Here is a 26644-nt window from a genome sequence, read left to right as displayed (position 1 = left end):
ATCGCCCCCGGAGAGAGAGCCGGGGGCTAGGAGGAGAGATGGGTGATGTCTAGCCTACGGCGTCCGTGCCTTTCTCCCCGGTGCGGATCCGGATGCATTCCGGCAGATCGAGAACGAAGATCTTTCCGTCCCCGATGTTGCCCGAACGCGCCCCCTTGATGATCGCATCGGTGGTGACTTCGACAAATTCGTCGTTCACGGCGATCTCGAGGCGAACCTTCTTAAGCAGGTTCACTTCAATGTCCGCGCCGCGGTAGGTTTCGTGATAGCCCTTCTGCTGTCCGCAGCCCATGGCATTGGTGACGGACATTTTGAAGACCTCGGCATCGTAAAGCGACTGCTTCACTTCGTTGAGCGCTTCGGGCTGGATGTATGCAATGATCAGTTTCATGATAAAGTTCCTTTCTTTATGTCGCAGGTCGAAAGTCGGAAAGTCGCAGGTCTGGAGACATTTGACGTTCGGACTTTTGACCTTGGACCTCCATAATTAGACATTCGTGAAGAACTGGAATCCGTGGTAGGCTTCCATGCCGTGTTCGCCGAGGTCGAGACCCTTGAGTTCCTCTTCCTTGCTCACGCGGATGCCGACGGTCAGCTTCAATACCAGGAAGATGACGAAGGCGGCCGGGAAGCAGACGGCGGCATAGGCCAGAACACCGATCAGCTGTGTGACGAAGCTGTGGTCGGCGCTGAAGACACCCACGAAGAGCGTACCGAGAATACCGCAAACCAAGTGAACGGTGGTGGCACCGACCGGGTCGTCGAGTTTCAGGCGATCGAAGGTCATTACGGAAACAACCGCTACTGCGCCGCAGATGAGGCCAATGATGATCGATGCCGTAACGGATACCACGTCCGCACCGGCCGTGATGCCGACGAGGCCGGCAAGTGCGCCGTTGAGCACCATGGAAAGGTCGGGCTGCTTCTGGATGATCCAGGAAGCGCACATGGAACCGATGATGCCTGCGGCCGCGGCCAGCGAGGTGGTGACGAGCACGAAGGAGACGGCGCCCGGATCAGCCGAAAGCACGGAACCGCCGTTGAAACCGAACCAACCGAGCCACAGCAGGAATACGCCGATCGTAAGCAGCGGCATGCTGTGCCCCATGATGCCCTTGACCTTGCCGCCGACATATTTGCCAAGACGCGGGCCAATGACGATGATGCCGGCAAGTGCGCCCCATCCGCCTACGGAGTGAACGAGGGTGGAACCCGCGAAATCATAGAAGCCCATCTCGTCGAGCCATCCGCCGCCCCACTTCCAGGAACCAACCCACGGATAGATGATGGCAACATAGATCGTGCAGAAGATCAGGAACGGTCCAAGCTTTACGCGCTCGGCAACGGCACCGGATACGATGGTCGCGGCCGTTGCGGCAAACATGCCCTGGAACAGGAAGTCCGTCCAGTAGGTGTAGGCTCCACCGGCATAGTCGATCAGACCGGCCGCGCCCTCGGGGCAGGTTACACCGAAGCCGGCGAACCCGAGGAACTTGCCAAACAGCCAGCTATCGCCCGGATACATCAGGTTGAAACCGATGATCGTGTAGGTCAGCAGGCCGATCGCCACAATGGCGGTGTTCTTGAATAGAATGTTTACGGTGTTTTTCGCACGGGTCAGGCCGGTTTCAACCGTGGCGAAGCCCAGGTGCATGATAAACACGAGGAAAGTGGCAACCATCATCCAGGTGTTGTTAACGGTGAACAGGGCGTTATCCGCAGCTGCCTTGGCATCCGCCGCCGTTACTTCAGCGACTGCCTCTTCAGCCAGGGTGGCCATCGGCAAGGCGATGGCGCAGAGCGCGAAAATCAACATCGCGGCTTTCATTAGTTTTTTCATTTTGCATCCTCCAAAGGTTACACAATCGATCGAACCACCCTCAGTGGTGGAACGTGAACCTCTTTTGCAAAAGGTGTGCCACCGCCCGGCAGACGACATAAACAACGTCTAATCAAACACTAACAAATTCTGGGCCGCATTTGATTTTTTCGACAATTATGACACTTCTGTTCTCATAGCACCCTTTTCGACATTATTGTCTCTATATTTCACAAAGATCGCGATCATTGTCCCCCTGAAGGAAAATTGGACCGGATGGTCGGCCATGAGCATTCGCCCAGGCCGGAAAGCGCAATCCCTGAACCAACGTGAACACCCCTCAAAAGAACGCGGACGCTCGCATCACGGAGACCGATCTACGGGAGGGGATGGTTTATCCTACTTGCATAAGTATGATATTCCATTTCCAGCAACGAAGCTCACAGCCCGCCGGCTTTTTATCTCCTGGAGCCTATTGCCTCGTGCCTAGCGTCTGGTCTTCGCCACCAGCAACGCTGGGGCGACGATCCAATAGGTCGATGCTTTTCCATCGGCCGGTGCGGAAGCGCAGGGCGAAGCCAACACCGAGGATGACGATGTAGAGCAGCGTCCAGGCCCAGCTGATGTAGATGTTGGTCTTGAGCACCAGCACCAGCACCAGCTGCCCGGCCACCAGGAAACCCCAGGCGACGGCCGATTGGAAATACATGACGAAGTGGGTGTCGCCGGCGCCCTTGAGCGCGCCGGAAAGAATGAGGGCCGAGGCATCGGCGACGCCCCAGATGGCAAGCATCACCAGCAGGATTCGCACGGCCGTCAAAAGCTCATCGAACGGGACGGAGCCGGCGGCATCGCCCTCGAAGACATTGGCGTAGAAGCCCGGGAACAACAGGAAGGTGATGCCGATGAAGACGATGTAGCCGATCCCGATCTTCAAGGCCAGCCAGCCCGTCCTTTCGGCGTATTCCGGTTGGTTCCGCCCGAGGTATTGCCCCACCAGGATCGAGGCGGCCATGCCCATGCCGATCATCGGCATGAAGGCGATCAGGTTGATGCTCAAGGCAATGTTGCTGGCGATGTGCGCAATCGGCCCCATGCGGCCGACGAGCAGGACAAACACGGTGAACGCCGCCACGTCCAGGAACCAGTGGATGCCGGAGGGCAGGCCGAAGCGGATCATGCGTTTGAAGAGCCATGCATTGTAGCGCAGGTTTTTCAGCGTTTGGAACTCGGCGCGAATCGGCTTGCCAAAATAGAGCAGCGCAAAAATCAAGGGACTGATCCACGAACCGATGACGGTCGCCCATCCCGCTCCGGCAATCCCCATTTCGGGGAAGCCCCATTTACCGAACACCATGGCATAGTTCAAAACAATGTTGATCCCGTTGGCGGCAATATTGCAGGTCATGATGACGAAGGTCTTGCCGCGCCCGGAAAAGAAACTGCTCAAGGCCGAACTGAGCGTCATGCCGCCACCGCACCACATGAGAATCTTGAAATATTGCTCTTCGAGCGCCAGCACCTCCGGCCCGTGCCCGCTGATCCGCAGGAACCACAGCCCGACCGGCATCAGCGCCATGATGAGCGGAATGGAAAGCAGTGAAAAGATGATGCCCTGGGCGGTGGCCCTGGCACACCCCTCCTTGTCGCCCGCGCCCCACAGCTGCGCCACGAAGGTATTGGTGAACCCGGCCAGCGCCATGAAGCCGCACACCAACGTGAAAAACAGAATGCCCGAGGGCAACGACGCGCGGAACTCCGCCTCGCCGTACCACGAAAGAAACAGCCGGTCGCAAAAGTTCAGCACGGCGAAGGTGCCGGAATTAATGATCAGCGGCCAGGCGATCCGCATCAGCTCGCGCCAGCCGCCAAACGGGCGGGACTCTGTTCCATCGGGTTGCATAGGGCGCGAACCCTACGCCGATTCCTCACGCTTTAAAAACCGTTTCGGATATAAAACAAGGGTTAGCGACAACGTGCGCATTTCCTAAAAAAACAAAACTCGTATTAACATACCTATTTACCCGGAAATATTGAACTAACACCAGACCAACACCGCTTACACGAGTTGCCTCAAATTAAATGACACCGAAGCATCCGATAGGATGCGGGCGGAAAGGATTCGTTGACTCACAAAAAATCACACCCTGTATACAGGGAGGATGAAAGAGATGAGTTGCGAAACCAGAATGGAATACATCGCGGTACAAAAACGCCGCTATAGGCGCGCGGAAAAGGCCTACAAGACCCGGTTGCTCGATGAAGTATGCGCGGTATGCGGCTATGATCGCAAGCATGCCACCAAGCTGCTCAACGACTCGTTTACGCCCTCCAGGGGCAAACGCGGCCGCAAAGGCGAGTACGACTCTGCTGAATTGCGCAAGACCCTCAAAACTCTGTGGCTTCGTTCTGGACAACTGTGCGGGAAGCGCCTCAAGCCTGCTATGCCACATTGGCTGAAGCACTATGAAAAACATTACGAACCGCTATCGACCGAATGCCGTGAAAAGCTACTGAGAATCAGCCCGGCAAGCATCGACCGGGTGCTCAAACCCTTCAAAGCGCAGTACCAGCGAAGGCGCAATACCGGTACCAAGCCCGGCTCGCTGCTCAAGAATCAGATCCCAATCCGCACCTCCACCGAGGACATCGACCGGCCCGGCTATCTCGAAGCCGACACAGTAGCCCACTGTGGCGGATCGATGAGCGGGGACTTCATCTGGTCGATCACCTATACGGACATCATAAGCACCTGGACGGTAACCCGCGCGGTCTGGAACAAAGGCGCTGAAGGCGTGATGCACCAAACCCACGACGTGGAAAACAAGCTGCCCTTCGCCATCCTGGGCTTCGACTGCGACAACGGCAGCGAGTTCCTCAACCACCATCTCACGCGCTACTTCCTGCAACGCAAACAGCCCGTCTGTTTTACACGCAGCAGACCGTACCACAAGAACGACAACGCCCATGTCGAACAAAAGAACTGGACGCACGTGCGCGAGTTGCTCGGCTACGACCGGCTCGACAACCCGGCCATGATCAGAGAGCTCAACGCACTCTACCGCGACTGGGAACGGCTCAACAACTTCTTCAAACCCTCGTTCAAGCTAAAAAGCAAGGTTCGCGTCAAAAGCCGGTACAAAAAGAAATACGATGCCCCCGCCACGCCCTTTGACCGCCTGAAGGTCAGCGGCATCCTTGGCGAACAACAGGAGGCTGCTCTGCAACGCGAATACGAAACGCTCGACCCTTTCGAGCTGGGCAATCGCATCCAGCGCCGACGTCGCAAGATCGAAAAAATGAAGAAAACCGGCGAGTCCGCCGCAGTCGGGGAACCCGGGTTCCCCGACTGCCTCCCCACCTTGACAACCCCCGAATTAGAGGGTACCCATTAATGCAGTCAAACGACTCCTCATCCGCACCTCTACGGTGTCATTTATTTTTGAGGCAACGCGTACAAATTCCTCTCTATCTTTACGCATATTGCTTACCCGCCATTAACACAACGTGCTGATGGTTTACCACGAGTGACGGGGAGAGGCTCCGCATAGGGAGCCCCGGATCTCGCAGACACCTACAGGAACCAAGGGTAGGGGCCTGTATGGAAGAACCGCCGGAGGCAACCGAATGCCAAAGGCTGGTATAACAAGCGACGAACCAACCAAGGGAGAAATAAAATGAAATCGATGATTACGCGCGGCGTTGCCGCATCCTGTGCCGTTGCGGCACTTTTCGCAGCGGGTTCCGCCGAAGCCCGGTTCCGCAATGGGCCGAAGTATGTGTTCTTCTTCGTCGGCGACGGCATGGCCAGCGTCCAGATCCAGGCCGCCGAAGCCTACAAGACCCACATGAACGGCGATAACCCGGACAACCCGGCTGACCTGATGAAAACGGAGAATCGCCTGAACATGAGCCAGTTGCCGATTGCAGGTGTTTCCACCACCTTTGCCGACACGCAGTTCATCACCGACTCTGCCGCTGCGGCCACCGCCTTCTGCTGTGGCATAAAAACCGCTCCGGGCGTAATCGGCCGCAACACCGACCTCGACACCTCCTACCTGAGCATCGCCGAAGTTGCGCAGGAAAAAGGCAAAGCCATCGGCATCATCTCCAGCGTATCGCTGCCGCACGCCACTCCGGCTGGCTGCTATGCACGAGTCAACAGCCGCAACAGCTATACGGAAATCGGCTACCAGGCCTCCTTGAGCGGATTCGAGTTTTTCGGCGGCGGATGCTTCCGCAAGCTCGACAAGACCGACAACGCCGGCGGGATCGCAGTGAGCAACGCATTCTCCAATGCTGGTTACGTAACCGTCAACACCGTCGAAGATGCACTGGCGCAGCCACAGGAACAGAAGGTCATCTGTTCCGTTCCGGTTTCCTACGGTTCCGACGCCATGCCCTACGCCATCGACAACCCGGAAGAAAACTTTTCCCTGGCGGAAGTCACCGGATGCGCCATTGAGCGCCTGAAGTGCGACCGCGACGGCTTCTTCATTTTCGTCGAAGGCGGCAAGATCGACTGGGCCGGCCACGCCAACGATGCCAAAGCCAACATCCTGGACACCCTCGCATTCGACGAAGCCGTCGGTGTTGCGATGGACTTCATGAAAAAGCATCCGTGGGAAACCCTGATCGCTGTGACCGGCGACCATGAAACCGGCGGCATGACCCTCGGCTACGCCGGCACCAAATACCAGACCGCCTTCGAGGTGCTCGACGGCCAGCTGGTCTCCTATGAACTGATGACCGGCGGCATGTATCAGTACAAGGCGGCAGACTCCAACTATGTGGATGCCTCCTCCGACATCGATGCAGGAATGATCGAGCTGATCGAATCCCTCTCCGGCATGGTTTGGAGCGATGAAGAGTGGACGAAGGACAGCCCGGCAAACTATCTGAGCGACTACCAGAAGAGCCTGCTCGAAGAGGCATTCGACCGCTTCATGGGCGGATCCAAAGGCAACCAGACCATCACCGGCTACGACCTGCAGGGCCCGACCACCATCGACTATGAAAACTATGGGGGATCCTACAACCCGATCGTCATGACCCTGACGCACATCATCAACCAGGAAGCCGGCCTCGGCTGGACGTCCTACAGCCACACCTGCGTTCCGGTACCGGTTATGGCCGTCGGCCTCGAAGGCTGGCGCTTCACCGGCAGCTACGACAACACCGACATTGCCAAGCGCTTGGCCAAAGCCATGCGTGCACGCAGTCTGCCGGCCGTCGATAAAGATTATGACGGCGAGCTGAACTACTAATGCGATTCTAATCCTTTATTCGACGTATTCGCAGGGAGCCTTCCATAGGCTCCCTGTCTGCTTATTCATCAACCGGAAATTTTTCACGATGGCCCTATGCTTCAAAAAGTCCCGCGATCTCATCCTCACCCTTGTCTTTGCGCTCCTTTGCTGCATCCTTTTGTTCATCCCCACCGGATTCGAAAACAACGGCGCCAACAAGAAAGCCCTCCGCCATCCGGTGCGGATCCTTGAAGTGAACAGCTCCGGACTCCAGACCATCGGAATCACCAAGGTCGGCACGCAGCAGCTTAAGGGGCGCCTTCTCTCGGGGCCGTGCAAAGGCGAACCGATCACCGTGAACAACCACCTCCAGGGGCGCCTCGAAATCGACGAGCTTTACGCGCCCGGCGAAAAAGCCCTCGTGAAATATCGACTGACCTCCGGAGGGAGGCCGGACATGGGCGCAACGCTCGGGCACTACCGCATCCATTTGGAACTGATCCTTTTCGCACTCTTTGCACTCGCCCTTGTCGCCGTTGCCGGCGTGACCGGCCTCAAGGCCATTCTCTCCTTCGCCTTCGCCGTGCTCATGATCTGGAAGGTCATGATTCCCATGTTCCTCAACGGCCACAACCCGGTCTGGACGGCGCTCGGCGTGGTGGCCGCCCTCACCGCATCCATCAGCTTCCTGGTCGGCGGCGTGTCGCAAAAGGGCTTCGTCACCTTTGCCGGCGCCTTCATGGGGCTCGCCCTCACCGCCCTGCTCGCTGTTTTATTCACGCACCTGTTCCACATTCACGGAGCGGTGCGCCCCTTCGCGGAAGTCCTCATGTATGGCGGCTACGCCCACCTCCAGCTCACCCCCATCTTCATTGCCAGCATCTTCCTCGCCGCATCCGGCGCCGTCATGGATCTGGCCATGGACATCGCCGCCTCGATGGAGGAGGTGAAGCTGAAGCACCCCGACATCCATTTCATGGAGCATATCCGCTCCGGCTTGCGCGTCGGACGCTCCGTCATCGGCACCATGACCACCACCCTGCTGCTCGCCTACTCCAGCTCCTATGTATTCATGTTCATGGTTTTCACCAGCCAGGACATCCCGCCCGTCCAGGTCTTCAACATGAACTATGTCGCCGCCGAGGTGCTCAACACGATGGTGGGCAGCTTCGGCCTCGTCACCGTCGCCCCGTTCACCGCCGTCATTGGCGGACTGGTGATGCGGAGGAAGCGCCATGCGGGCTCGGGAAATGCCTAGTTCGGTTCCATTATGGAACTACATCAACTTTGGACATTGTATCTGTTTGCCTGCTGGCACGTGCTGTAGCCGGGGTACGGCAAGACGCTGCTCGCCGCCGTCTGTATTTAGGGCGGCACGCACTTCTCTCGACTGGGTTCTACGCCTTGGCAGGAATGGATTCCCATGTAGTTTTCGGTCGATGAAAGATCGCCGCAAAAAAAAAAGTGGAAATGATGAAAGGTTAAACCTCCCTGCACGAACAAGGCTCGTTGTTATTCACGAATATAAACCATAAGGAGTACCAAAATGAAAAAAACAATGAGAATCGTGGCAGTGGCATTAATAATGGCAGGCGGCGTGGCGTATGCATGCAGCGGTTGCGGATGCGAGTCGAAGAAATCAGACAAGGATAAGACCGAGTGCGGCTCATCCTGCAAGGGCGAGAAATCCCAAACCGCTTGCGGTGGATCGAAAAAAGATGATGGTGGATCGAAAACCGCGTAATAGCTGTTGTTCATCGTTCTCTTGAAAAGCGCTTCCCCTCGAGGGGGAGGCGTTTTTAGTGAGCATGGAAATGTCTGCATGGCAGGTTTTTTAGCTGTCACATAATAAAGTCCCGCGCCAATATAGGGTATGAGCGTGATTCATATGTTGGATTTCGATGCGCTGGTGCGGGAGCATCAAGCCGGGCTGCGCGCCTTTATCCGGGCGCTGGGCGCGGACGAGGCGTGGGTGGACGATCTGGCGCAGGAGGTTTTCCTGGTCGCCTACCGCAAGCAGAACCAGTTCCGGCCGGACGAGGATTTCGGCAAATGGCTCCGGGGAATCGCCCGGCGCCAGGTGATGGGCGAGCGCTCCAAATCAGCCCGGCGCTACCGGATCCTGCACGATGGCATTTCCGATGTCCTGCTGAGCCTGGGCATTGAAAAGCATGAACCCGACCCCGGTCGTGAGCGCGCGGTCGAAACCATGAAGTGCTGTGTGGAAAAGTTGCCGGAGCCCCAGCGCGAGCTGCTGCGCTGCCGCTACCAGCAAGGGCGGCAGGCCAAGGATCTGGCGACCGAGCTGCAATCCACCGCCGCGGCCGTTCGCAAGCAACTCCAGCGTATTCGCATGGCCGTCCGACAGTGCATGGAAAGCCAGTTCGGGGAGGCGGCGTCATGATGCGTTACGACGAACTGCTTTCGCTATACTTCGATGGAGAGCCAAGCGAAGCCGAGCTGACCGAACTCGCGGATCTGCTCCGTTCCGACGAAACCCTGGCGATGGATTTCCGCGAGCAGTTGCTGATCTGGGAAGTCTGGTCGCAGGAAAATGCGCCGGAACGCTCGGCGGATGCCTTCCTTGCGGCCTTCCACACCCGGCAGCGGGCGGAGGAAGATGCCTCCGATTTCGAACTCTCCATGACCAAACAATTGAAGGAGCGGAAAAACCCGTTCCTGTGGCAACCGGTTTTCGCCATCGCGGCAATACTGGTTATCCTGCTCTCCCTGAGCGTATTGATGAAACCCTCGTCCGATCCGCAACCGGTCGCCATGGCCGACCACGTCCACCTGCACGTCCACGGGGAATGCGTCTGCACCCATTGCACACTGCACCAAACCGAAAAACACCTCAGGGCCATCCGGTATGTGGACAATAAAGGCCGTACCGAAATCGTTTATCTCGTCGACAATCCGGAAATGGACATGAAAATGCGGCACTTTTGCCGTGGGCCGACCCCGGTTTTGGTGGAAGGCGACTTGGTTGAGCAGGACGGACGCCGCATGCTGGCGGCCACCTCCTTCGATTTGGAGCATAAAGTGGATTCATAACGTCACACCGGTAACACCCGCGGCAATAGGTAGTAGAAACCCAACCCATAAGGAGTAGCACCATGAAGAGAACAATGAGCATCGTTGCAATCGCACTGATGATGGCCGGAAGTTCCGCATTTGCTTGCGATACTTGCGGATGCAAAGCCAAGAAGGGCGACAAAGCCAAAACCGAATGCACCGCCTGCAAGGATGGAAAAGCCTGCAAGGCCTGCGAAGCCAAGAAAGCCGAAGCCGCCAAGAAAACCGCGTGCCCGAGCTGCACGAAGAAATAGCCGAGGCCTTCGCCCATAGCCCCTCCCCACCGGGCGGGGCTTTCTTTTTCACCCCGTTTAAAATGTCCATTTGAAATATTTCTTTGAACCGGTTGACAATAAATCACGAACCCCCTACGTTTTCCATCCTTAATTCAAACGGACATTTGAAACATGGCGGAAAACCAAACAACAAAAGAACGATTGATCGAGGCGGCCAGCTCCATGTTTGCTGAAAAGGGATTCCATAAAACCACCGTCGCCGAAATCTGCGAACAGGCCGATGCCAACATTGCAGCGGTCAACTACCACTTTGGCGACAAGGGCAACCTCTACAAGGAAGTCTGGGCCTATCTTTCCCGGGCGGCCAACGAACGGTTCCCGGTGCCGGAATCGCACGAGGAAACCGGTGCCGAGACCTGGCTCCGGCAGTTCTTGCGCTCGCGGATCGAGCGCATCATGGCCAAAGGCCCCGCCGGCCTCTTTCCCCAGCTCATCCACCGCGAAATGAATGAGCTCACCCCGTTCCACGAAGAACTCTTCATCACCTACCTCCGCCCCAACCGCCTGCGCGTGCGGGCCGCCATCGCCGATTTCCTCGAACACCCCGTCAGCGAGGCCCAGCTCAGCGTCGCCACGGTCAACTTCATGGGCGTGCATATTTCCATGAACGCCGGATATCAGAAACACCGCGACAATCCAACGCTCAGAAAAAAATTTCCAACGGATCTCGATTCCGAACAGGTGATCCAACAGGTGGAAGCGTTCGCCATTGGCGGACTCCGGGAAGTAAAAAAAGGTTTAAGACAATGAAACTCACCCAACCCCTCCTCACCCTATCCGCCACATTGCTTGTCGCCTCCTGCACCACGCTCGAACCCGGGCGCGAGGACGACCTGCTGAAGGAACAAACCCCCGAACAGTTCAAGGCCCAATCCGGCAGCGCCGCGCTGCAAACCGAATGGTGGAACGCCTTCGGCTCGGCCCAGCTCGACCGGCTGATGGCCGAAGCCTTCGCGGGCAGCCTCTCGCTGGAGCAGGCCTACGCCCGCCTCGAGCAAGCCGAAGCCACCGCCCGCAAAAGCGGCGCCGCCGGAAAGGTGCAGCTCGATGGCAAGGCCTCCGCCTCATCCCGCTACCAATCCAACCTAAACAACACCGGCAACAGCTCCACCACCCCCGATTTTACGCTCGGCCTCTACGCCAGCTATGAGCTGGACTTGTGGGGCAAGCTCAAGTCCGGCGAACGCGCCGCGCTCGCGACCTACGAAGCAACCCGGTTCGATCTGCAGACCGCCGGCATGAGCCTCTCCGCCCAGCTGGCCGTCTCCTACTTCACCTGGCAGGCGCAGACCGAGGCGCTGCGCATCTACGAAAGCCAGCTCGACTCCAACCGCAACAAGCTCACCGCCATCGAGCGCCGCTACAAATCCGGGCAGGCCACTTCGCTCGCCGTGCTCCAGCAGCGCCAGCAGGTGGCGGCGACCGAAGCGCGCATGCCGCCCGTGCGCGCCCGCATCAAGGAAACCGAAAACGCCCTTGCCGTCCTCATCGGCAAGATTCCCGGAACCGATCTTCGACTGGAACCCGAACCGCTGCCTTCCCCCCCACCCCAGCCGGCGGCCGGGCTTCCAGTCGATCTTCTTGCAAACCGCCCCGATCTGCAGGCCGCCCGCCTTAGGCTCGAGTCGGCCGACTGGAGTGTCGGCGTCGCGCGTGCCGCGCGCCTGCCCTCCATTTCGCTGACGGGCAACATCACCACCAGCGGTGAGGAGATCGACGAACTCTTCGACGACTGGGCCTCCAACCTCGCCGCCAGCCTGCTCGCCCCGCTGCTCGACGGCGGCGCACGCAAGGCCGAGGTCGACCGAACCTACGCCGTCTCTCGCGAGCGCATCGCGGCCTACCGCCTGGCCGTGCTCGAAGCCATCCAGGAAACCGAGGACGCACTCAACAGCGAACGCCACCAGACCGAATATGTCGAGGCGGTCGCCAAGCAGTACGAAGCCGCGCAAAACAGCGAGTCGGAATCGATCCGCCGCTACCAGCGCGGCGCCCTGCCGTTCCTCGACGCGCTCACCGCCATCGTCGCGCGCGAGTCGCTCGAGATCACCCATGTGCAAGCCAAGGCCGACCTGCTCGGCGACCGTATTCAACTTTACCGTTCCCTCGGGGGCGACTGGACATTCATGCTGGAGGAAGAAAAATGAACAACGCAACCCGCCGTATCGTATCCATAATCATCGGCCTCGCCTTCATTGCCGGAGGCTTCCTGGCCGCGCGCTATTTCGTTAAGAACAAGCCCGAGGCCCAGCGCCGCCGGGCCATGTCGTCGATGGTGCCCGTGGTCGAAACACAGAAAATGAAAACCACCGACCAGACCCACGCCGTCGAATGTCTCGGCACCGTTGCGGCCGACCAAAGCGCCGCCCTGCAGCCGGAAGTGAGCGGCCGCATCGTGGCGGTCGCCCCCGGCCTGGTCGAAGGCGGGCTCGTGAAGAAAGGCGACGTGCTGGTCGAGATTGAACCGACCGACTACGAACTTGCGCTCGCCAAGGCCGAGGCCGCCCTGCTCACCGCCAGAAGCAACTACCGCATCGAGGAAGGCCAGCAGGACGTCGTTCGCCACGAGCTCGAACTCATGGACGAAGAGCAGGAAGGAAGCTACCGCGACCTCATGCTGCGCGAACCCCAGCTCAAATCAGCCGAGGCCAACGTCAAGAGCGCCGAACTCGCCGTTGAATCCGCGAAGCTCAACCTTGCGCGCACCAAGATCCGCGCGCCGTTCGACGCCGTGGTGGTTTCGGAAACCGCCGACGTCGGCGACTATGCGCAGTCCTCCAAGGTGCTCGTCGAGCTGGCCGCGACCGACCGCTTTTTCGTCCGCGCCTCGATCCCGCTCAGCGCCCTCGGCCCCCTTCCGCAGCTCGGCCGGCAGCCCTACGCCGCCACCCTCACGCTTTCCGATGGCACCACCCGCGCCGCGCAAACCCATCGGCTGTTGCCCGGCCTATCTACCAAGGGGCGCATGGCGCGCCTCCTGTTGACCGCCGACCTGCCCTATTCCGGCGAAGGCCGCCCGATGCTGATCGATGAATATGTCCGCATCCGCATCGAAGGCGAAACCATCAACGATGCGCTGCTGCTGCCACGCGTCTACCTGCGCGATGGCAACGTGGTCTGGACAATCGACGGCGAAAACAAGCTACGCATCCTGGCCGCCGAAGTGCTCCAGGGCTATGCCGACGATGTGCTCGTGCGCATCGACGGCCCGGCCCAGCTCGAAATCGTCACCTCCGGCCTGCCCGCCGCGGTCGATGGCATGGAATTGCGCCGCGTCGGCGAAGCCGCCCCCCAGGGCAAGCCCGGCGGAAACGGAAAGGGCAAACCGGGCATGAAAAAACCCGAAGGCCAAGGCCAGGCGAAAAAGGAAGCATAAGCCATGGACAACTTAATGGATAAATTCAAGGGGCCGATCGCGTGGATGGTCAAGAACCCGGTGGCGGCGAACCTGTTGATGATTCTCTGCCTCGTCGGCGGCTACGCCTCCTTCAAGCAGATCAAGCAGGAGGTTTTCCCCGACATCAGTGCCGACATGGTCACCATCCGCGTCTCCTATCCGGGCGGCACGCCCGAAGAGATGGAGCAGAGCGTCTGCCTGGTGGCCGAAGAGGCCGTGCGCGGCATCGAGGGTGTTTTCGAAGTCACCTCCGTGGCCCGGGAAGGTTCGGCCACCGTGAGTGCCGAGCTGCTCGAAGGCGTCGACAGCATCAAGATCTATCAGGACATCAAGAGCGAAATCGACCGCGTAACCACCTTCCCCGACGGGGCCGAACGGCCCGTCGTTTCGCTCGCCGCCCGCCTGCGCGAAGCCATGACGCTCGTCTTGTATGGCGACGCGTCCGACATGACCCTGCGCAACATTGCCGAACAGGTGCGCGATCGCCTCCTGCAAAGCGAAAACATCACCCAGGTGGAGCTTTCGGGAACCCGCGACCTGGAAATCAGCGTGGAGGTTTCGCAGGACAAGTTGCGCGAGTATGGCCTCACCCATCAGTCGCTGGCAGCGACCATCAACTCGCAGTCGCGCGAAATCTCCGGCGGCGGCATCAAGACCGATAGCGGCGAAACGTTGCTGCGCATGCAGGAACGGCGCAACTACGGCACGGAGTTCGCCCAGACCCCCGTACTGGCCACCGAAGATGGAACGCCCCTCACACTCAATGATATCGGAACCGTGGTGGATGGCTTCGAAGACTCCGATATCTTTGCGAACTACAACGGCAAACCCTCGATCATGCTGGAGATCTACCGTGTCGGCGATCAGACCCCGTCCCAGGTTTCCGAATCGGTGAACGAGCTGCTTCCGCAGATCGAGGAGCAGCTGCCCGAGGGCATCGGCATCGATATTCTGTCGGACCGCACCGAAATCTTTTTCCAACGCGCCGACCTGCTGTTGCGCAACGGCGGGCTCGGCCTGCTTCTCGTGCTCTTCGTGCTCGGCCTCTTCCTGGAAATCCGTCTGGCGTTCTGGGTGGCGATGGGGATTCCAATCTCGTTTTTGGGCGCCATGCTGATCATGCCGCTGACGGGACTCTCGATCAACATGATCACGATGTTTGCCTTCATCATCTCGCTCGGTATCGTGGTCGACGACGCCATCGTGGTCGGTGAAAACGTCTACCACAACCTGCAGGACGGGCTGGAAGGCAGCAAGGCCTCGATCCTGGGCGCGCGCCAGGTCTGCTCCCCGGTCGGCTTCAGTATTCTGACGAACGTCGTTGCCTTCGTTCCGCTGATGGTCATGCCGGGCTCCATGGGCCGGATCATGGGCATGCTGCCGGTCGTGGTGATTTCGGTGTTCCTCATCTCGTGGCTGGAAAGCCTCTACATCCTCCCCGCCCACCTCAGCCACGTCCGCAAGAAGGAGCCGACCGGCCTGTTCGGCATCCTCCACCGCTTCCAGCAAAAGTTCAGCAACGCCTTCCGCGAATGGGTGCGCACCAAGTACGGGCCGTTCCTCGACTTCTGCCTGTCCCACCGCTATGTCGTCATCTCTGTGGCCCTGGCCATCCTGATGCTCGTGGGCGGCTATTGGGCCAGCGGGCGCCTGGGCTTCTCCATGTTCACCACGGTCGAATCCGACTATGCAGCCGCCTCGGCCACCCTGCCGTTCGGCTCCCCGGTGGAAAAGACCGAAGCCGTGGCCGACCGGCTGGTCAAGGGCGCCCAGGCCGTGCTGGCCGAAACCGGCCACCCGGAACTCGTTGAAGGTATCTTTGCCAATGTCGGCCGCGGCGGCGCGCACACCTGCCAGGTGCGCGTCTATCTGGCCGATCCCGAAGTCCGCGACAAGATCATGGGCACCGAAGCGTTCGTCCAGGCCTGGCGCAAGAAGGTCGGCGATGTGCCCGGCGTCCGCTTCATCCGCTACGCCTCCGACGAAGGCGGCCCCGGCCGCGGCCCGGCCCTCGAAGTCGAGCTGCGCCACCAGAACATTCGTACCCTCGAAGAAGCCGCCCGCACCCTCGCCGCCGAACTCGAGAACTATCCGCTCGTGCAGGATGTCGATGACGGCGTGCAGGAAGGCAAGACCCAGTTCGACTTCACCCTGAAACCCGAGGCCATCAGCCTCGGCCTCTCCGCCAATGACGTCGGCCGCCAGGTACGCGCCGCGTTCGAGGGCACCGAGGTGCTGCGCCAGCAGCGCGGCCGCAACGAGGTGAAGGTCAAGGTGCGCCTGCCTAAAGACGAGCGCACGAAAATGCACCACTTCGAAAGCTTTGTCCTGCGCACGCCCGACGGCGGCGAGGTGATGCTCTCCGATGCGGTTGATATCGAAATCGGTAAATCCTACACCACCATCAACCGCCGCAACGGCATGCGCACCATCACCGTCGTGGCCGACGTCCGCCCCAAATCCAAGGCGGGGGAAGTGATGGCCAAGCTCAATGCCGAATATTTCCCCCGGTTGACCGACCAGTTCCCGGGGTTGGACTACAGCTATGAAGGCCGCACCGCCGACCAGCGTGAAAGCTTCGGTAGCATGAAGGTCACGATCCCGCTCGTGCTGCTCTGCATCTATGCCCTGCTCGCCATCCCGTTCCGCAGCTATTCCCAGCCGCTGATCGTGATGGTCTCGATTCCGTTCGGGATCATCGGCGCCGTTGTCGGCCATCTGATTATGGGTTATTCGATGACCATGATCGGCATCATCGGCATGATCGCGCTCTCGGGCGTGGTGGTGAACGACGCACTCGTGCTGATCAGCTTTGCCAACGAACGGCGCGCCGACCACGACAACGCGCACGACGCCGTGGTCTCGGCCGGCATTCAGCGCTTCCGCCCGATCCTGCTCACCACCATGACCACCTTCGGTGGACTGATGCCGATGATTCTCGAAACCTCGCGGCAGGCCAAGTTCCTGATCCCGATGGCCATCTCGCTCGGCTTCGGCATCCTGTTCGCCACCTTCATCGCCCTGCTGCTCGTCCCCTGCCTCTACATGGTGATCGACGACTGCGGCCGCCTCAAGAGCTGGTTGCTGAACCATTAAAAAAGTGACGTTTGAGCCGTGATGCGTGACAGGATCCCAATCACGCCTCACGTTTCACTCATCACGCAAATCCATGAGCAAGCTTCTTAAAGGCAGCGTTGTTTCCCATCTGGTTCGCCTCACGCTCCCGAGCATCGGGGGCATGCTGGCAATCATGGTGTTCAACCTGACCGACACCTGGTTCGTCTCCCGCCTCGGCACCGACGAGCTGGCGGCGATGGGCTTCACCTTCGCCGTCGTGATGATCGTCGGCGCGCTGGCAATGGGCTTTTCGTCCGGCGCGGCCTCGATTATTTCCCGGGCGCTCGGCGCGCGGAACAAGGCGCTGGCGGCCCGCACCGTTTCGGACGGGATCTTCCTGACCATCGCGGGAACGGCGGTGGTCAGCATTGCGGGCTACCTTTCCATCGATCCCCTCTTCACCCTGCTCGGCGCCGAAGGGCGGGTGCTCGAACTGACGCGCGAATATATGCAGCTCTGGTTCATCGGGGCGGTCGCCGCCATCATGCCGCCGGTCTCCGACGGCTGCCTGCGCGCCGCCGGCGACGTGGTGCGGCCGCTGCTGGTGATGTGCACCGTTGCCGTACTGAACGTCGTTCTCGATCCCATCCTGATCTTCGGCTGGGGCCCCTTTCCCGCCATGGGCATGCGCGGGGCGGCGCTCGCCACCATCATCGCCCGGATCATCGCCATGTTGGCTTCGCTCAGCTTTCTCCACTTCCGCCATGGGCTGATCGACTGGAGCCGGCCGCGCCTGCGGGATACCCTGCATTCCTGGAAAGAGATTATCCGCCTGGGCATTCCGGCGGCGCTGACGCAGGCGCTCAACCCGGTTGCGCAGGGGTTCTACATCCGCCTTGCCGCGGGCGTTGGCGGGGTGCAGGCCGTGGCCGCCATGGCCACCGGGACGCGCATCGAGGCATTTCTGCTGCTGGTTGCCATGGCCTACGGCATCGCCATTGTTCCCTTCGTTGGCCAGAACTATGGCGCCGAAGCGCACCACCGCGTCGAGGAAGCGCGGCACATCAGCATTCGTTTTGCGTTTCTCTATGCCGGCATCACCGTTTTGCTGCTGCTTCCGATGGCCCGGGTGGCCTCCGGCTGGTTCAGCAGCGACCCAACCGTTGTCCAACTCAGCACCACCTATCTTCTGGTCAGCGTCCTCGGCATGGTGGGCGGTTTGGTCAGCATGTGGATGAGCCAGCTGCTCAACGTTATCGGCAGGCCCCGCCCGGTCATGGCCATCAACCTCGTCCGCGTTTTCGCCTTCATCATTCCGCTCAGCCTGCTCGGGAGCCGCTTTTTCGGCTTCGCCGGCCTGGTTGCCGGCCTGGCGCTCGGCAACCTCCTCTCCGGAACCCACGCCTATTCCACCACCCGCAAGCAGCTGCTCCAGCCGTTGCCGGAGGCCGGCGAAACAAACACCAAGTGACATCATCCCGCCGCGTATGCTATAACCCCGACATTGAATCAACCGATCCCCCCCCGGGCAGGCAGGACCAATGGATAGATGAATGAAGAAACAGAGCGCGCGGATCGCCGGCGGCTTGCTGGCAACCCTGTTGCTGCTGCACCCGGCCGCCGCATCCGGACAGGACGCCATGCCGGCGGAGCCCCCTTCGCTTGAGCAGGTTGAAAAGCAGAGCGAAGCGATCAGAAACGATGCCTCGCTGGAGGAGACCCTGCGGCAGGCCATTGTGCAGAACCTGCAACAGGCCACCGACAGCCTCAAGCGCGCAACCGCATTCGCCGACTCGACGGCCGAGTTCGAGCGCCAGATCCAGCAGGCCCCCTCCTCCCTGGCCGCCATCAAGCAGGAGCTGGAGACCCCCGCCGCCCCGGTCGAACTCGCCCCCGGTTCCGCCAAGCCGCTGACGGCGTGGGAGCAGGAACTACAGCAAGCCACGGCCGACCTGGCCACCGTCCGTCAGCAATTCGCCGAACTCGACGCAGAGAACAACAAGCGCACCGTGCGCCGCAGCGAACTGCCCGGACTGCTTGCGGCCGCATCCGCGCTACGCAAGGAACTGCTCATTCCCAACAAGCAGTTCGTCACCGGCGAACTCGTCAACTGGACGCTGACCAACTCCGTCCTGCGCATCGTGGTGCCCTTCGGCATCGCCTATGGGTCGGACACCAAGAAGGCCCAGCGGATCCTGCTCGAGATTGCGAAAAACTACCGGATGGCCGTCGACGACGCCTTCCGCAAGGCCGGCATCGAGATCGCCTTCCCGCAACGCGATCTCCACATTCGCTCGTCGTGTTTCCCCTTCGCGCCCGAGGATATTGCAACGCCCGGCACACCGGAATAGGCCCTGTTTCTTCAAAAAACTGAATGCTTCCTTTTTCTGCGCCGGTCTGGAACACTCTGCCGCAATCAACGCCACGGGAATATGAGCTATGGGTGAAACCAAGGAAAAGAACGGCTACTCGTTCGGAATGTTCAAGGGGGTCTATACCCCGAGTGTACTGACGATCTTCGGCGTCATCATGTACCTGCGCTTCGGGTGGGTGCTGGGCAATGTCGGGCTGGCGGGCACGCTGCTCATTGTAACGATGGCAACGGCGATCACCTTCCTGACGGGCCTATCGATCTCGGCCATGGCCACCAACATGAAGGTGGGCGGCGGTGGGGCCTACTACATCATCTCCCGCTCGCTCGGGATCGAGGCCGGCGCGGCGATCGGCCTTCCGCTCTTCTTTGCGCGCGCCTTCGGCATTGCCTTCTACATCGCCGGTTTCACCGAGGCGCTGATGGCGCTGGGCAATCCGCTGGCCTCGCTGGGGATCGGGCCGGAGCTGGCCTCGCGCATCATTTCCTCCGGCACCCTGGTGCTGCTGACGGCACTGGCCTATTTTTCGGCCGACCTCGCGTTGAAGGTGCAGTTCGCCATCTTCGCCGCCATCGGGGTGTCGCTGGTCTCGTTCTTCATGGGCAACCCGACCCCCGAAGCGCTGGCCATTCCGCCGGAAACCCTCATTCCCCCCAAAGCCAGTTTCTGGGTGGTGTTCGCCGTATTCTTCCCGGCGGTGACCGGCATCGAGGCGGGGCTCGGCCTTTCGGGCGACCTGAAGGACCCGGCCAAGTCGTTGCCGCTCGGCACCCTGCTCGCCATCGGCACCGGCTATCTGGTCTACATGGTCATGCCCATCTTCCTGGCCTACAAGGTGCACGATTCCAACCTGCTCCTGATCGACTCGAACATCATGACCACCGTGGCGCGCTGGAGCATCCCGATCGTGGTCGGCGTCTTCGCCGCCTCGCTTTCAAGCGCACTGGGCTCGCTGCTGGGGGCGCCGCGCACGTTGCAGGCGCTGGCGCTCGACCGCGTCATCCCCCGCTTCATCGGAAAGGGCTTCGGCAAGGACAAGGCCGATCCGCGCATCGCCACCGCCATCTCGTTCGCCGTTGCGCTCGGTGCCGTCCTGCTGGGCGACCTCAACCTGATTGCCCCGATCCTCTCGATGTTCTTCCTGCTTTCCTACGGTTTGCTGAACCTTTCCGCCGGGCTTGAGGGGTTGATTGAAAGCCCGTCGTGGCGCCCCAAGTTCAACGTGCACTACGGCATCTCGCTGCTGGGGGCGGCGGCCTGTTTCGCGGCCATGCTGATGATCGACGCCGGCGCCACGATCCTCGCCATCCTGGTGACGGCGCTGGTCTTCTACCTGGTCAAGCGCCGCCAGCTGAATGCGCACTGGGCGGACATGCGCTACGGCATCCTCTACCTGCTCGTGCGCTTCGCCATCCACCGGCTCAACCGGCTCAAGCCCGACGAACGCACCTGGCGCCCGAACATCCTGGCGTTGAGCGGATCGCCCAAGTCGCGCTGGCACCTGGTCGAAATGGCGCACGCGCTCACCCAGCACAGCAGCGCACTCACCGTCTCCAGCATCCTTCCGGTGGAGGATTGGTCGGCGGAAAAAGTCCAAAGCATGGAACGGTCGATGCGCGACTACCTCGAAAAGCGCGAGGTCGAAGCCATGGTCAAGATCTTCCCCTCGCCCGACATGATTTCAGGCGCGCGCGCGCTGGTGCGCGCCTACGGCTACGGGCCCTTGATCCCGAACACCATCCTGCTGGGCGATACTGAAAAGCGGGACAACTTCGACGAGTTCGCCGAACTGATCCGGCTGGTCTACCGCGTCAAACGCAACCTGATCATGTTGCGCGAAAGCGAGGTCGAACCCCCCGAGGATGCCGACGAGATCCACGTCTGGTGGGGGGGCAACATGGATAACATCGGCCTCATCATCACCCTCGCCTACCAGATCCAGAAGAGCCCGATCTGGAAACAGTCCAAGCTCATCATCAAGACCATCGTCAAAACCGAGGACGAACGCGACGCGGCATGCAGCCGGCTCGAAAGCTTCATTGAGGAGCAGCGGATCCCCGCGGAGGCCAAGGTGTTGATCAAGGACCTTCCGAGCTTCTACGACATTATCCGCAACGCCTCCCACAACGCCGGCCTGGTCTTCATGGGCATGCGCGCACCGTATGAAGACGAGACGGACGACGCGTATGCCGAATACTACGGCAACCTGATGGAAGCCACCAAGGAGATGCCGCCGCTCGCCTTCGTGCTCGCCGCCGAAAACATCGAGTTCCGCAAGGTGATCGGGATTTCGGAACGAGTTTAACTTCGAACCTCGATTTTCCGATATCGCTTCGAAGTTGGAAGTTACACCAAATTAAACTGATTTGAATTTTTTACCACAGAGTTCCTGGCGCGGCATAGCCGCAACCAAATGGTTTAGAACCACAGATTAACACCGAAGACACGATTTTTTTTACCACTGAGAACTCAGAGACACAGAGCATCCTAATCCTCTGAGCCTCTGTGTCCTCTAGCGCAACGGGTGGTGAAAACTTGTCAGGAAAACAAGAAATTGACGGATAGTAATACAGAGACGCAGAGGGTGGCAGATATATTGGTTGCTCTGTGACTCCGTGCGCTCTGTGGTGAGACTCTTCAGGTTAATTGCCTATTAAACGTTCAGCGTTCGAAGTTCATTCCTATCCAAGCCCGATGCCGGAGAGGATGACGGTCTTGAGTTCGCGGTAGGCCTTTTCGAGATCGTCGTTGACGATCTGGAAGGAATACTCGGTGCGGCAGGCCAGCTCGGCCGCCGCGTTTTCCAGCCGTTTCTGGATCACCTTTTCCTCGTCGGTCCCGCGACCGCGCAGGCGTTTTTCGAGCTCTTCCATGGAAGGCGGGGAGATGAAAATATCGGTGAAGCCGCGGCGGATGGGATGACGCAGGTCGAGGCGCACGAGCGATTCGCGGATCTGCTTGGCCCCCTGCACATCGATGTCGAGCAGCACATGGCTCCCCTCTTCCATGGCATAGAGCACGGTGTCTTCGAGCGTACCGTAATAATTGCCGTGCACCTTGGCATATTCCAGGAACTCGCCGTTCTTGATGCGCTCCTTGAATTCCTTCTTCGACAGGAAATAATAGTGTTCGCCATCCTTTTCCTCGCCGCGAGGCTCGCGGGTGGTGCAGGAGACGGAATATTTGACCGAGGGGAATTCATCCACCAACCGGTTGCAAAGCGTGCTCTTGCCGGCCCCCGACGGGGCGGAAACCACAATCATCAGGGGGCGCGATGGACGGGGCATGGCGGGATTTTCTTCAATTAAATGATGCTGGGAGTTTTCCACTTCGATCTTCTTTCCTACTCGATGTTCTGAACTTGCTCGCGGATCCGCTCAAGTTCGGTCTTGAAGTTCACCACCAGGCGGGTGATCTCCACTTCGTTGGCCTTGGAGCCCACGGTGTTGATTTCGCGGAACAGTTCCTGGCAAAGGAAGTCAAGCGTGCGCCCGACCGGCTCGGTGGAGCGCAACAGCTTGCGCGCCTGCGCCAGGTGGCTTTTCAAACGGGTGAGTTCTTCGCTGATGTCGCAGCGGTCGGCGAAAAGGGCGATCTCCTTGACGATCCGCTCGTCGGAGGCGATCTCCTCCAGCCCGGCCTCCTCCAGGCGCTGGAAGAGTTTTTCGCGATAGGCGGCGACCACGGTCGGCGACAGCTTGCCGATGGCCTTCTTCATCTCCTCCAACATGGCGAGGCGATCGCGTAAATCCTTCTCGAGCGCCTTGCCTTCGGTGGCGCGCATTTTGGCCAGGCCCTTGAGCGCCTGGGCCATGGCCAGATCGAGCACGGCCGACGCGTGGTCGGCATCGAGGTTTTCCTGCTCGACCGAAACCACCCCCGGCAACCGCGCAATGGTTTCGGCGCCGAGATCGTCGGAAAGCTTGAGCTTGCTGGCGGTCTTGCGGATGCCTTCCACATATTGGCTGGCCAGCTTGGCGTCGATCTTCACCGCGCCGGTCGAACCGTCGGCGGCCTCCACCCGGACAATGCCGGAGACCCGCCCGCGCGAAAATTCGGCGCGCACCAGCTTTTGCACCTGCGCATCGAGCGTGACGAGGTTGCGCGGCAGGTTGACGTTGATGTCCAGCTGCTTGCGGTTGACGGAGCTCACCTCGACCGTCACGCGGATACCGGACGCCGAAGCCTGCCCTTCGCCAAAACCTGTCATGCTCTTCAATGCCATAATTGTTCCTTAAACTTGAATGAATGGGCAGAATTTAGGATTTTATGGGCCATGTCACGCATTTTGATAAACGATGGGAGCGATGCCATTCTGGTGGAAAAGCTGATTCTTGCGGAATCAACCCCCGCCTTGATGCGCGGTCTGCTGGGACGGGCTTCGTTGCCGGCGGATACCGGTATGCTGCTGCGCCCCTGCCGCAGCATCCACATGTGGTTCATGCGCTTCCCGATCGATGCCGCCTTCCTGGACCAGGAAATGCGGGTGCTCAAGGTTGCGCGCAACCTGCGCCCCTGGCAGCTCGCGTTTGCGCCGCGCAAAACCCACTGCGTGCTCGAAACCGCCAGCGGGGTGCTCGAAACCATTCGGGAAGGCAACCGCCTCCGGCTGGAAACGGACTCCGACTAGGGCAGGGATGCCAACCCGTAGCTCGCATATCCGATGCGAGTTCCCGCTGCCCCGGAAACGCGGATCGGATATCCGCGCTACGCCGAACAACATGTTGTTCCTGCCCTTCGGGGAAGGGCCTATTCCCTGTCGGGTATTCTCCGTGTCAGTTGATTGCTATGTACGCCGACGATGTACGCATGCTGACCGACAACATCATCCAACTCCCCGCAAGTATTCTTTAAAGCAAAAAGGGCAGGCGACCCGCCTGCCCCCTTGAAGTGGCTACAACCCTTCCATCGACTGCTTGCTCTGCTCGATCAGGCGGCGGGCCGCTTCGTTGCGGTCGTCGTCCAGCGTGATCTTTTCGACATTGAGGATGTTGGCGGCCTTGGCGGTGTTGTAGACGCCGGGATAGCGCTCGTAATAATAGTTCCCGTTCGGCAGCTTGTATTCCAGGCGGCAGTCGATCACTTCCTCCTTGGTCGTGATGCGCGTGTCGTAGACAAAGATGCGGCGCAGCATCTTGTGCTGCGTAACCACCTGGTCGACGGCGGTCTGCACCGTGAGCGAGGTGGAGGTGTAGCCCTCGCGCACCAGCTGGATCTTGTGGTCGATGCCGGCTTTGAGCGCGATGCGCAGCGGCTGGGAAATCGAGTCGGCCCCTTCCTTCGGCTGGGTGGTGGCGAACAGGGTTCCGTTCACATACACCTGCACCTGCGCCGGTTCCGTGTCGATCAGCAACGTGCCGCTGTTCTTTTCGAGGTTGAACTCAACGGCGTCGTTCAGGCCCGGCATCAACAGGATGGATTGCTCCTGGCTATCGTACTGGTCGAGCTGGGCCAGTAGCTGGTGCGATCCGGTCGGAACATCTTCAAGCACCAGCGGCGCAATGCCCTTCAGCTCGCCATCCACCAGGATTTCCGCACCGGGCGGATAGCTGTTGACGGCCACGCGCGGCGCATGCTTAACCTCGAGCTTGACCGGCTTGCGATCCGCCAGGACGACGGTCGCCTTGCGCTCCGGCAACCCGGCGGTACGCACCACCACCGGGTATTCCCCCAGCGGCAGCTCGGTGATCAGCGCCGGCGTGGTGCCCTTGACCTCGTGGTCGATGACGACCTCGGAACCGGCGGGATCGGAGGTGACCAGCAAAAGACCAACGATCTGCTTCAGCTCCAGGTCCATATCGACTTCGCGGCCTTCGAGCAGGGCGATGGTTTGGTAGGCGCGTTCATAGCCTTGCTTGCGCAGCTCGACGGTATAGGCGCCGGGCGCGAGATGGACGATCCGCTTCGGGGTTTCCCCGGCCTTGGTTCCGTTCAGATAGATCTCGGCGCCTTCCGGGGCCGAGCCCACATGGATTTCGCCGCCCTTGCCGGCGCCCAGGTCGCACCCGGCCAACAGCAGTGCGGCCAGCGCCGCGAACAGTCCGTTCCGTAGTAGATTCATTAAAGCCCTCATCGCAGGTGTTCCTCCACTTCCAGCTGCTTGGAGCTGATGGTTTCATAGCGCTCGTCGTTGCGGTCGGGAATCAGCTCGGCGAGCATGCGGAGCTGCTTTTCGGCCTCGCGCCAGTCGCCCAGCCGCATGGCGCGGTCGGCGTTGAATTTATAATCCTTATATCGGCCGTCCTGCTCGGCGGCCGCCTGTTCCATGCCCTGCTTGGCCCGGGTGTAGAGTTCGGGCTTGGGTTCGAGGGTTTCGAGATAGACCATCGATTCCTTGTAGTGCTTGACCGCCTGCGCCAGGTTGCCCGGCCGGACATCGCGCTCGGTAAAGCGCGCCTCGCCAAGCTTGTAGGCCTCGGCCGCCAGGCGCATCAGCGTCTCTTCGTCCTCCAGCAGCGTGAACGGGACGTCGAGTTCGCTGAAAACGAAATCTTCGAGGATGGTGACCGTATGGTCGAAATCCTTCGGGCGTTCCTTGTTCAGCACACGCACCTGGTTGAAGCGCCCGTTGCGGTAGATGGCGACATCGTAGTATTCGTAGGCGTTCGGCGCATCGATCACGTAGTCGCGTTCGATATCGAAGAATCCGCTGCCGGCCAGCCGGCGGGAGAGGGTTTCGAGCGCCTCGGGCGACACCTCGACGAACTTTTCAATATGGCGGTTGCGCAGGTCGTCGATCTGAACGGAGGCCATTCCATCCGGCGTCAGCTCGAGGTAGTAGCGGAAAATATTCTTATAGCTTCCGCGCACGCACTCGTAGGTGAAGGAGAGCGATTTTTGCTGTTCCTCGGCCGGGGCGGCCTTGCTGTTGAGCTTCATCAGCTCCGGCGCGGCAACCGCGATCACCAGCAGCACCAGCATCACGATCAAAACCTGGAGCACGCGGTGGATGAGCGACTGCTTTTTCGTGCGCTCGGCCTTGCCCCCCCCGCCCTTGGGCTTGGAGGCGGGCTTGAACCCCAGATCGATTTCGTCGTCGGCCGGCTCCGGCGCGGCCGGCTTCGCGGCGGGTTCGGCTTCCTGGTTCGTTGCGATGATCCGGAAGGCGGTGGCGCCCACCTCGACCAGCTCGCCCACGCTCAGGGCATACTCGTCGATCGGCTCGCCGCCGACCGTCGTCTTTTCCGCCGCGCTGAAGTCGGTGACCCAGAGCGTCCCGTCGGACTTGAAGAAGAAGCGCCCCTGGAACAGCATGACGGCTTCGTCGTCAAGTACGAGGTCGTTGGCCGGAGACCGGCCAAACTTCATACCGGAAGGAGGCACGGTGATTTCCCTGCCGACCTCCTTGCCTTGTTCGATGATTAGATGTGACATAGCTT

Annotated in this window: 22 protein-coding genes; 14 read left to right on the top strand and 8 right to left on the bottom strand. The window is 60.1% G+C overall.

What is annotated here, in order from left to right:
• Nucleotides 1-49: 49 nt before the first annotated feature.
• The 3 genes from E9954_RS28135 to E9954_RS28125 form a co-directional block, all read right to left on the bottom strand.
• Nucleotides 50-391: a P-II family nitrogen regulator gene (locus E9954_RS28135; RefSeq protein ID WP_136082625.1), complete on the bottom strand. Its 342-nt coding sequence runs from the start codon at nt 389-391 to the stop codon at nt 50-52.
• Between the two features lie 96 nt (nt 392-487).
• Entirely contained in the window at nt 488-1840 is a 1353-nt protein-coding gene (locus tag E9954_RS28130; RefSeq protein ID WP_222847351.1) for an ammonium transporter, read from the bottom strand.
• A gap of 451 nt (nt 1841-2291) precedes the next feature.
• Nucleotides 2292-3722 (bottom strand): MATE family efflux transporter, encoded by a 1431-nt coding sequence (locus E9954_RS28125; RefSeq protein WP_136082624.1) that lies wholly within the window; start codon nt 3720-3722, stop codon nt 2292-2294.
• Between the two features lie 268 nt (nt 3723-3990).
• Here E9954_RS28125 and E9954_RS28120 point away from each other — a divergent pair, with 268 nt between their 5' ends.
• The 3 genes from E9954_RS28120 to E9954_RS28110 all read left to right on the top strand — a co-directional run bounded on the left by E9954_RS28120 (nt 3991) and on the right by E9954_RS28110 (nt 8326).
• Nucleotides 3991-5214: a DDE-type integrase/transposase/recombinase gene (locus E9954_RS28120; protein WP_136077388.1), complete on the top strand. Its 1224-nt coding sequence runs from the start codon at nt 3991-3993 to the stop codon at nt 5212-5214.
• Between the two features lie 282 nt (nt 5215-5496).
• The gene (locus E9954_RS28115) at nt 5497-7086 is read left to right on the top strand and encodes an alkaline phosphatase (protein WP_222847349.1); all 1590 of its coding nucleotides are present in this window, start codon (nt 5497-5499) and stop codon (nt 7084-7086) included.
• 88 nt (nt 7087-7174) lie between these two features.
• Complete coding sequence (locus tag E9954_RS28110; RefSeq protein WP_136082623.1) at nt 7175-8326, top strand: YibE/F family protein; 1152 nt, start codon at nt 7175-7177, stop codon at nt 8324-8326.
• Between the two features lie 254 nt (nt 8327-8580).
• On the opposite strand, the gene E9954_RS28105 is transcribed toward E9954_RS28110, so the two are convergent.
• Nucleotides 8581-8826: a hypothetical protein gene (locus E9954_RS28105; RefSeq protein ID WP_136082622.1), complete on the bottom strand. Its 246-nt coding sequence runs from the start codon at nt 8824-8826 to the stop codon at nt 8581-8583.
• Between the two features lie 130 nt (nt 8827-8956).
• Here E9954_RS28105 and E9954_RS28100 point away from each other — a divergent pair, with 130 nt between their 5' ends.
• The 10 genes from E9954_RS28100 (at nt 8957) to E9954_RS28055 (ending at nt 21570) form a co-directional block, all read left to right on the top strand.
• On the top strand, nt 8957-9472 hold the full coding sequence (locus E9954_RS28100) for a sigma-70 family RNA polymerase sigma factor (protein WP_246046754.1): 516 nt from the start codon (nt 8957-8959) through the stop codon (nt 9470-9472).
• Nucleotides 9469-10122 (top strand): hypothetical protein, encoded by a 654-nt coding sequence (locus tag E9954_RS28095; protein WP_136082620.1) that lies wholly within the window; start codon nt 9469-9471, stop codon nt 10120-10122. The genes E9954_RS28100 and E9954_RS28095 overlap by 4 nt, the downstream gene beginning before the upstream one ends.
• Before the next feature lie 62 nt (nt 10123-10184).
• Nucleotides 10185-10397: a hypothetical protein gene (locus E9954_RS28090; protein ID WP_136082619.1), complete on the top strand. Its 213-nt coding sequence runs from the start codon at nt 10185-10187 to the stop codon at nt 10395-10397.
• A gap of 153 nt (nt 10398-10550) precedes the next feature.
• Entirely contained in the window at nt 10551-11189 is a 639-nt protein-coding gene (locus tag E9954_RS28085; RefSeq protein ID WP_136082618.1) for a TetR/AcrR family transcriptional regulator, read from the top strand.
• The gene (locus tag E9954_RS28080; RefSeq protein ID WP_136082617.1) at nt 11186-12586 is read left to right on the top strand and encodes an efflux transporter outer membrane subunit; all 1401 of its coding nucleotides are present in this window, start codon (nt 11186-11188) and stop codon (nt 12584-12586) included. The genes E9954_RS28085 and E9954_RS28080 overlap by 4 nt, the downstream gene beginning before the upstream one ends.
• Nucleotides 12583-13815 carry an efflux RND transporter periplasmic adaptor subunit gene (locus tag E9954_RS28075; protein ID WP_136082616.1) on the top strand — a complete coding sequence of 411 codons (1233 nt, stop codon included), beginning with the start codon at nt 12583-12585 and terminating at the stop codon, nt 13813-13815. Before E9954_RS28080 ends, E9954_RS28075 begins: the two co-directional genes overlap by 4 nt.
• 3 nt (nt 13816-13818) lie before the next feature.
• Nucleotides 13819-16932 (top strand): efflux RND transporter permease subunit, encoded by a 3114-nt coding sequence (locus E9954_RS28070; protein ID WP_136082615.1) that lies wholly within the window; start codon nt 13819-13821, stop codon nt 16930-16932.
• Nucleotides 16933-17005: 73 nt separating this feature from the next.
• On the top strand, nt 17006-18364 hold the full coding sequence (locus E9954_RS28065; protein WP_136082614.1) for an MATE family efflux transporter: 1359 nt from the start codon (nt 17006-17008) through the stop codon (nt 18362-18364).
• Nucleotides 18365-18446: 82 nt separating this feature from the next.
• The gene (locus tag E9954_RS28060) at nt 18447-19244 is read left to right on the top strand and encodes a mechanosensitive ion channel domain-containing protein (protein WP_136082613.1); all 798 of its coding nucleotides are present in this window, start codon (nt 18447-18449) and stop codon (nt 19242-19244) included.
• An 88-nt stretch (nt 19245-19332) separates the two neighbouring features.
• The gene (locus E9954_RS28055; RefSeq protein ID WP_136082612.1) at nt 19333-21570 is read left to right on the top strand and encodes an APC family permease; all 2238 of its coding nucleotides are present in this window, start codon (nt 19333-19335) and stop codon (nt 21568-21570) included.
• 376 nt (nt 21571-21946) lie between these two features.
• Here E9954_RS28055 and gmk read toward each other — a convergent pair whose 3' ends face one another.
• Complete coding sequence (gmk, locus tag E9954_RS28050) at nt 21947-22552, bottom strand: guanylate kinase (protein WP_136082611.1); 606 nt, start codon at nt 22550-22552, stop codon at nt 21947-21949.
• A 56-nt stretch (nt 22553-22608) separates the two neighbouring features.
• Complete coding sequence (locus E9954_RS28045; RefSeq protein ID WP_136082610.1) at nt 22609-23490, bottom strand: YicC/YloC family endoribonuclease; 882 nt, start codon at nt 23488-23490, stop codon at nt 22609-22611.
• A 51-nt stretch (nt 23491-23541) separates the two neighbouring features.
• Between E9954_RS28045 and E9954_RS28040 the strand changes: the two genes are divergently transcribed.
• Nucleotides 23542-23895 carry a DUF192 domain-containing protein gene (locus E9954_RS28040; protein WP_136082609.1) on the top strand — a complete coding sequence of 118 codons (354 nt, stop codon included), beginning with the start codon at nt 23542-23544 and terminating at the stop codon, nt 23893-23895.
• Between the two features lie 264 nt (nt 23896-24159).
• Here E9954_RS28040 and E9954_RS28035 read toward each other — a convergent pair whose 3' ends face one another.
• Nucleotides 24160-25326, bottom strand: coding sequence for a PEGA domain-containing protein (locus tag E9954_RS28035; RefSeq protein WP_168442655.1), 1167 nt, complete (start codon nt 25324-25326; stop codon nt 24160-24162).
• Between the two features lie 8 nt (nt 25327-25334).
• The gene (locus E9954_RS28030) at nt 25335-26639 is read right to left on the bottom strand and encodes an FHA domain-containing protein (protein ID WP_136082607.1); all 1305 of its coding nucleotides are present in this window, start codon (nt 26637-26639) and stop codon (nt 25335-25337) included.
• Between the last annotated feature and the right edge of the window lie 5 nt (nt 26640-26644).

The organism is Pontiella desulfatans, from assembly GCF_900890425.1.
In the GTDB taxonomy this organism is placed as follows: domain Bacteria; phylum Verrucomicrobiota; class Kiritimatiellia; order Kiritimatiellales; family Pontiellaceae; genus Pontiella; species Pontiella desulfatans.
The sequence above is the reverse complement of the archived record's forward strand: the minus strand, read 5'-3'. Positions and strand labels throughout refer to the sequence as shown.

What these genes read in the sequence shown, in the direction of transcription:
- E9954_RS28130 (WP_222847351.1), bottom strand. Translation starts at nt 1,840, where the DNA reads ATGAAAAAACTAATGAAAGCCGCGATGTTGATTTTCGCGCTCTGCGCC.
- E9954_RS28070 (WP_136082615.1), top strand. Translation starts at nt 13,819, where the DNA reads ATGGACAACTTAATGGATAAATTCAAGGGGCCGATCGCGTGGATGGTC.
- E9954_RS28055 (WP_136082612.1), top strand. Translation starts at nt 19,333, where the DNA reads ATGGGTGAAACCAAGGAAAAGAACGGCTACTCGTTCGGAATGTTCAAG.
- E9954_RS28030 (WP_136082607.1), bottom strand. Translation starts at nt 26,639, where the DNA reads ATGTCACATCTAATCATCGAACAAGGCAAGGAGGTCGGCAGGGAAATC.
- E9954_RS28080 (WP_136082617.1), top strand. Translation starts at nt 11,186, where the DNA reads ATGAAACTCACCCAACCCCTCCTCACCCTATCCGCCACATTGCTTGTC.
- E9954_RS28110 (WP_136082623.1), top strand. Translation starts at nt 7,175, where the DNA reads ATGGCCCTATGCTTCAAAAAGTCCCGCGATCTCATCCTCACCCTTGTC.
- E9954_RS28120 (WP_136077388.1), top strand. Translation starts at nt 3,991, where the DNA reads ATGAGTTGCGAAACCAGAATGGAATACATCGCGGTACAAAAACGCCGC.
- E9954_RS28060 (WP_136082613.1), top strand. Translation starts at nt 18,447, where the DNA reads ATGAAGAAACAGAGCGCGCGGATCGCCGGCGGCTTGCTGGCAACCCTG.
- E9954_RS28135 (WP_136082625.1), bottom strand. Translation starts at nt 391, where the DNA reads ATGAAACTGATCATTGCATACATCCAGCCCGAAGCGCTCAACGAAGTG.
- E9954_RS28065 (WP_136082614.1), top strand. Translation starts at nt 17,006, where the DNA reads ATGAGCAAGCTTCTTAAAGGCAGCGTTGTTTCCCATCTGGTTCGCCTC.
- E9954_RS28045 (WP_136082610.1), bottom strand. Translation starts at nt 23,490, where the DNA reads ATGGCATTGAAGAGCATGACAGGTTTTGGCGAAGGGCAGGCTTCGGCG.
- E9954_RS28105 (WP_136082622.1), bottom strand. Translation starts at nt 8,826, where the DNA reads ATGAACAACAGCTATTACGCGGTTTTCGATCCACCATCATCTTTTTTC.
- E9954_RS28125 (WP_136082624.1), bottom strand. Translation starts at nt 3,722, where the DNA reads ATGCAACCCGATGGAACAGAGTCCCGCCCGTTTGGCGGCTGGCGCGAG.
- E9954_RS28095 (WP_136082620.1), top strand. Translation starts at nt 9,469, where the DNA reads ATGATGCGTTACGACGAACTGCTTTCGCTATACTTCGATGGAGAGCCA.
- E9954_RS28085 (WP_136082618.1), top strand. Translation starts at nt 10,551, where the DNA reads ATGGCGGAAAACCAAACAACAAAAGAACGATTGATCGAGGCGGCCAGC.
- E9954_RS28090 (WP_136082619.1), top strand. Translation starts at nt 10,185, where the DNA reads ATGAAGAGAACAATGAGCATCGTTGCAATCGCACTGATGATGGCCGGA.
- E9954_RS28040 (WP_136082609.1), top strand. Translation starts at nt 23,542, where the DNA reads ATGTCACGCATTTTGATAAACGATGGGAGCGATGCCATTCTGGTGGAA.
- E9954_RS28035 (WP_168442655.1), bottom strand. Translation starts at nt 25,326, where the DNA reads ATGAATCTACTACGGAACGGACTGTTCGCGGCGCTGGCCGCACTGCTG.
- E9954_RS28075 (WP_136082616.1), top strand. Translation starts at nt 12,583, where the DNA reads ATGAACAACGCAACCCGCCGTATCGTATCCATAATCATCGGCCTCGCC.
- E9954_RS28115 (WP_222847349.1), top strand. Translation starts at nt 5,497, where the DNA reads ATGAAATCGATGATTACGCGCGGCGTTGCCGCATCCTGTGCCGTTGCG.
- gmk (WP_136082611.1), bottom strand. Translation starts at nt 22,552, where the DNA reads ATGCCCCGTCCATCGCGCCCCCTGATGATTGTGGTTTCCGCCCCGTCG.
- E9954_RS28100 (WP_246046754.1), top strand. Translation starts at nt 8,957, where the DNA reads ATGTTGGATTTCGATGCGCTGGTGCGGGAGCATCAAGCCGGGCTGCGC.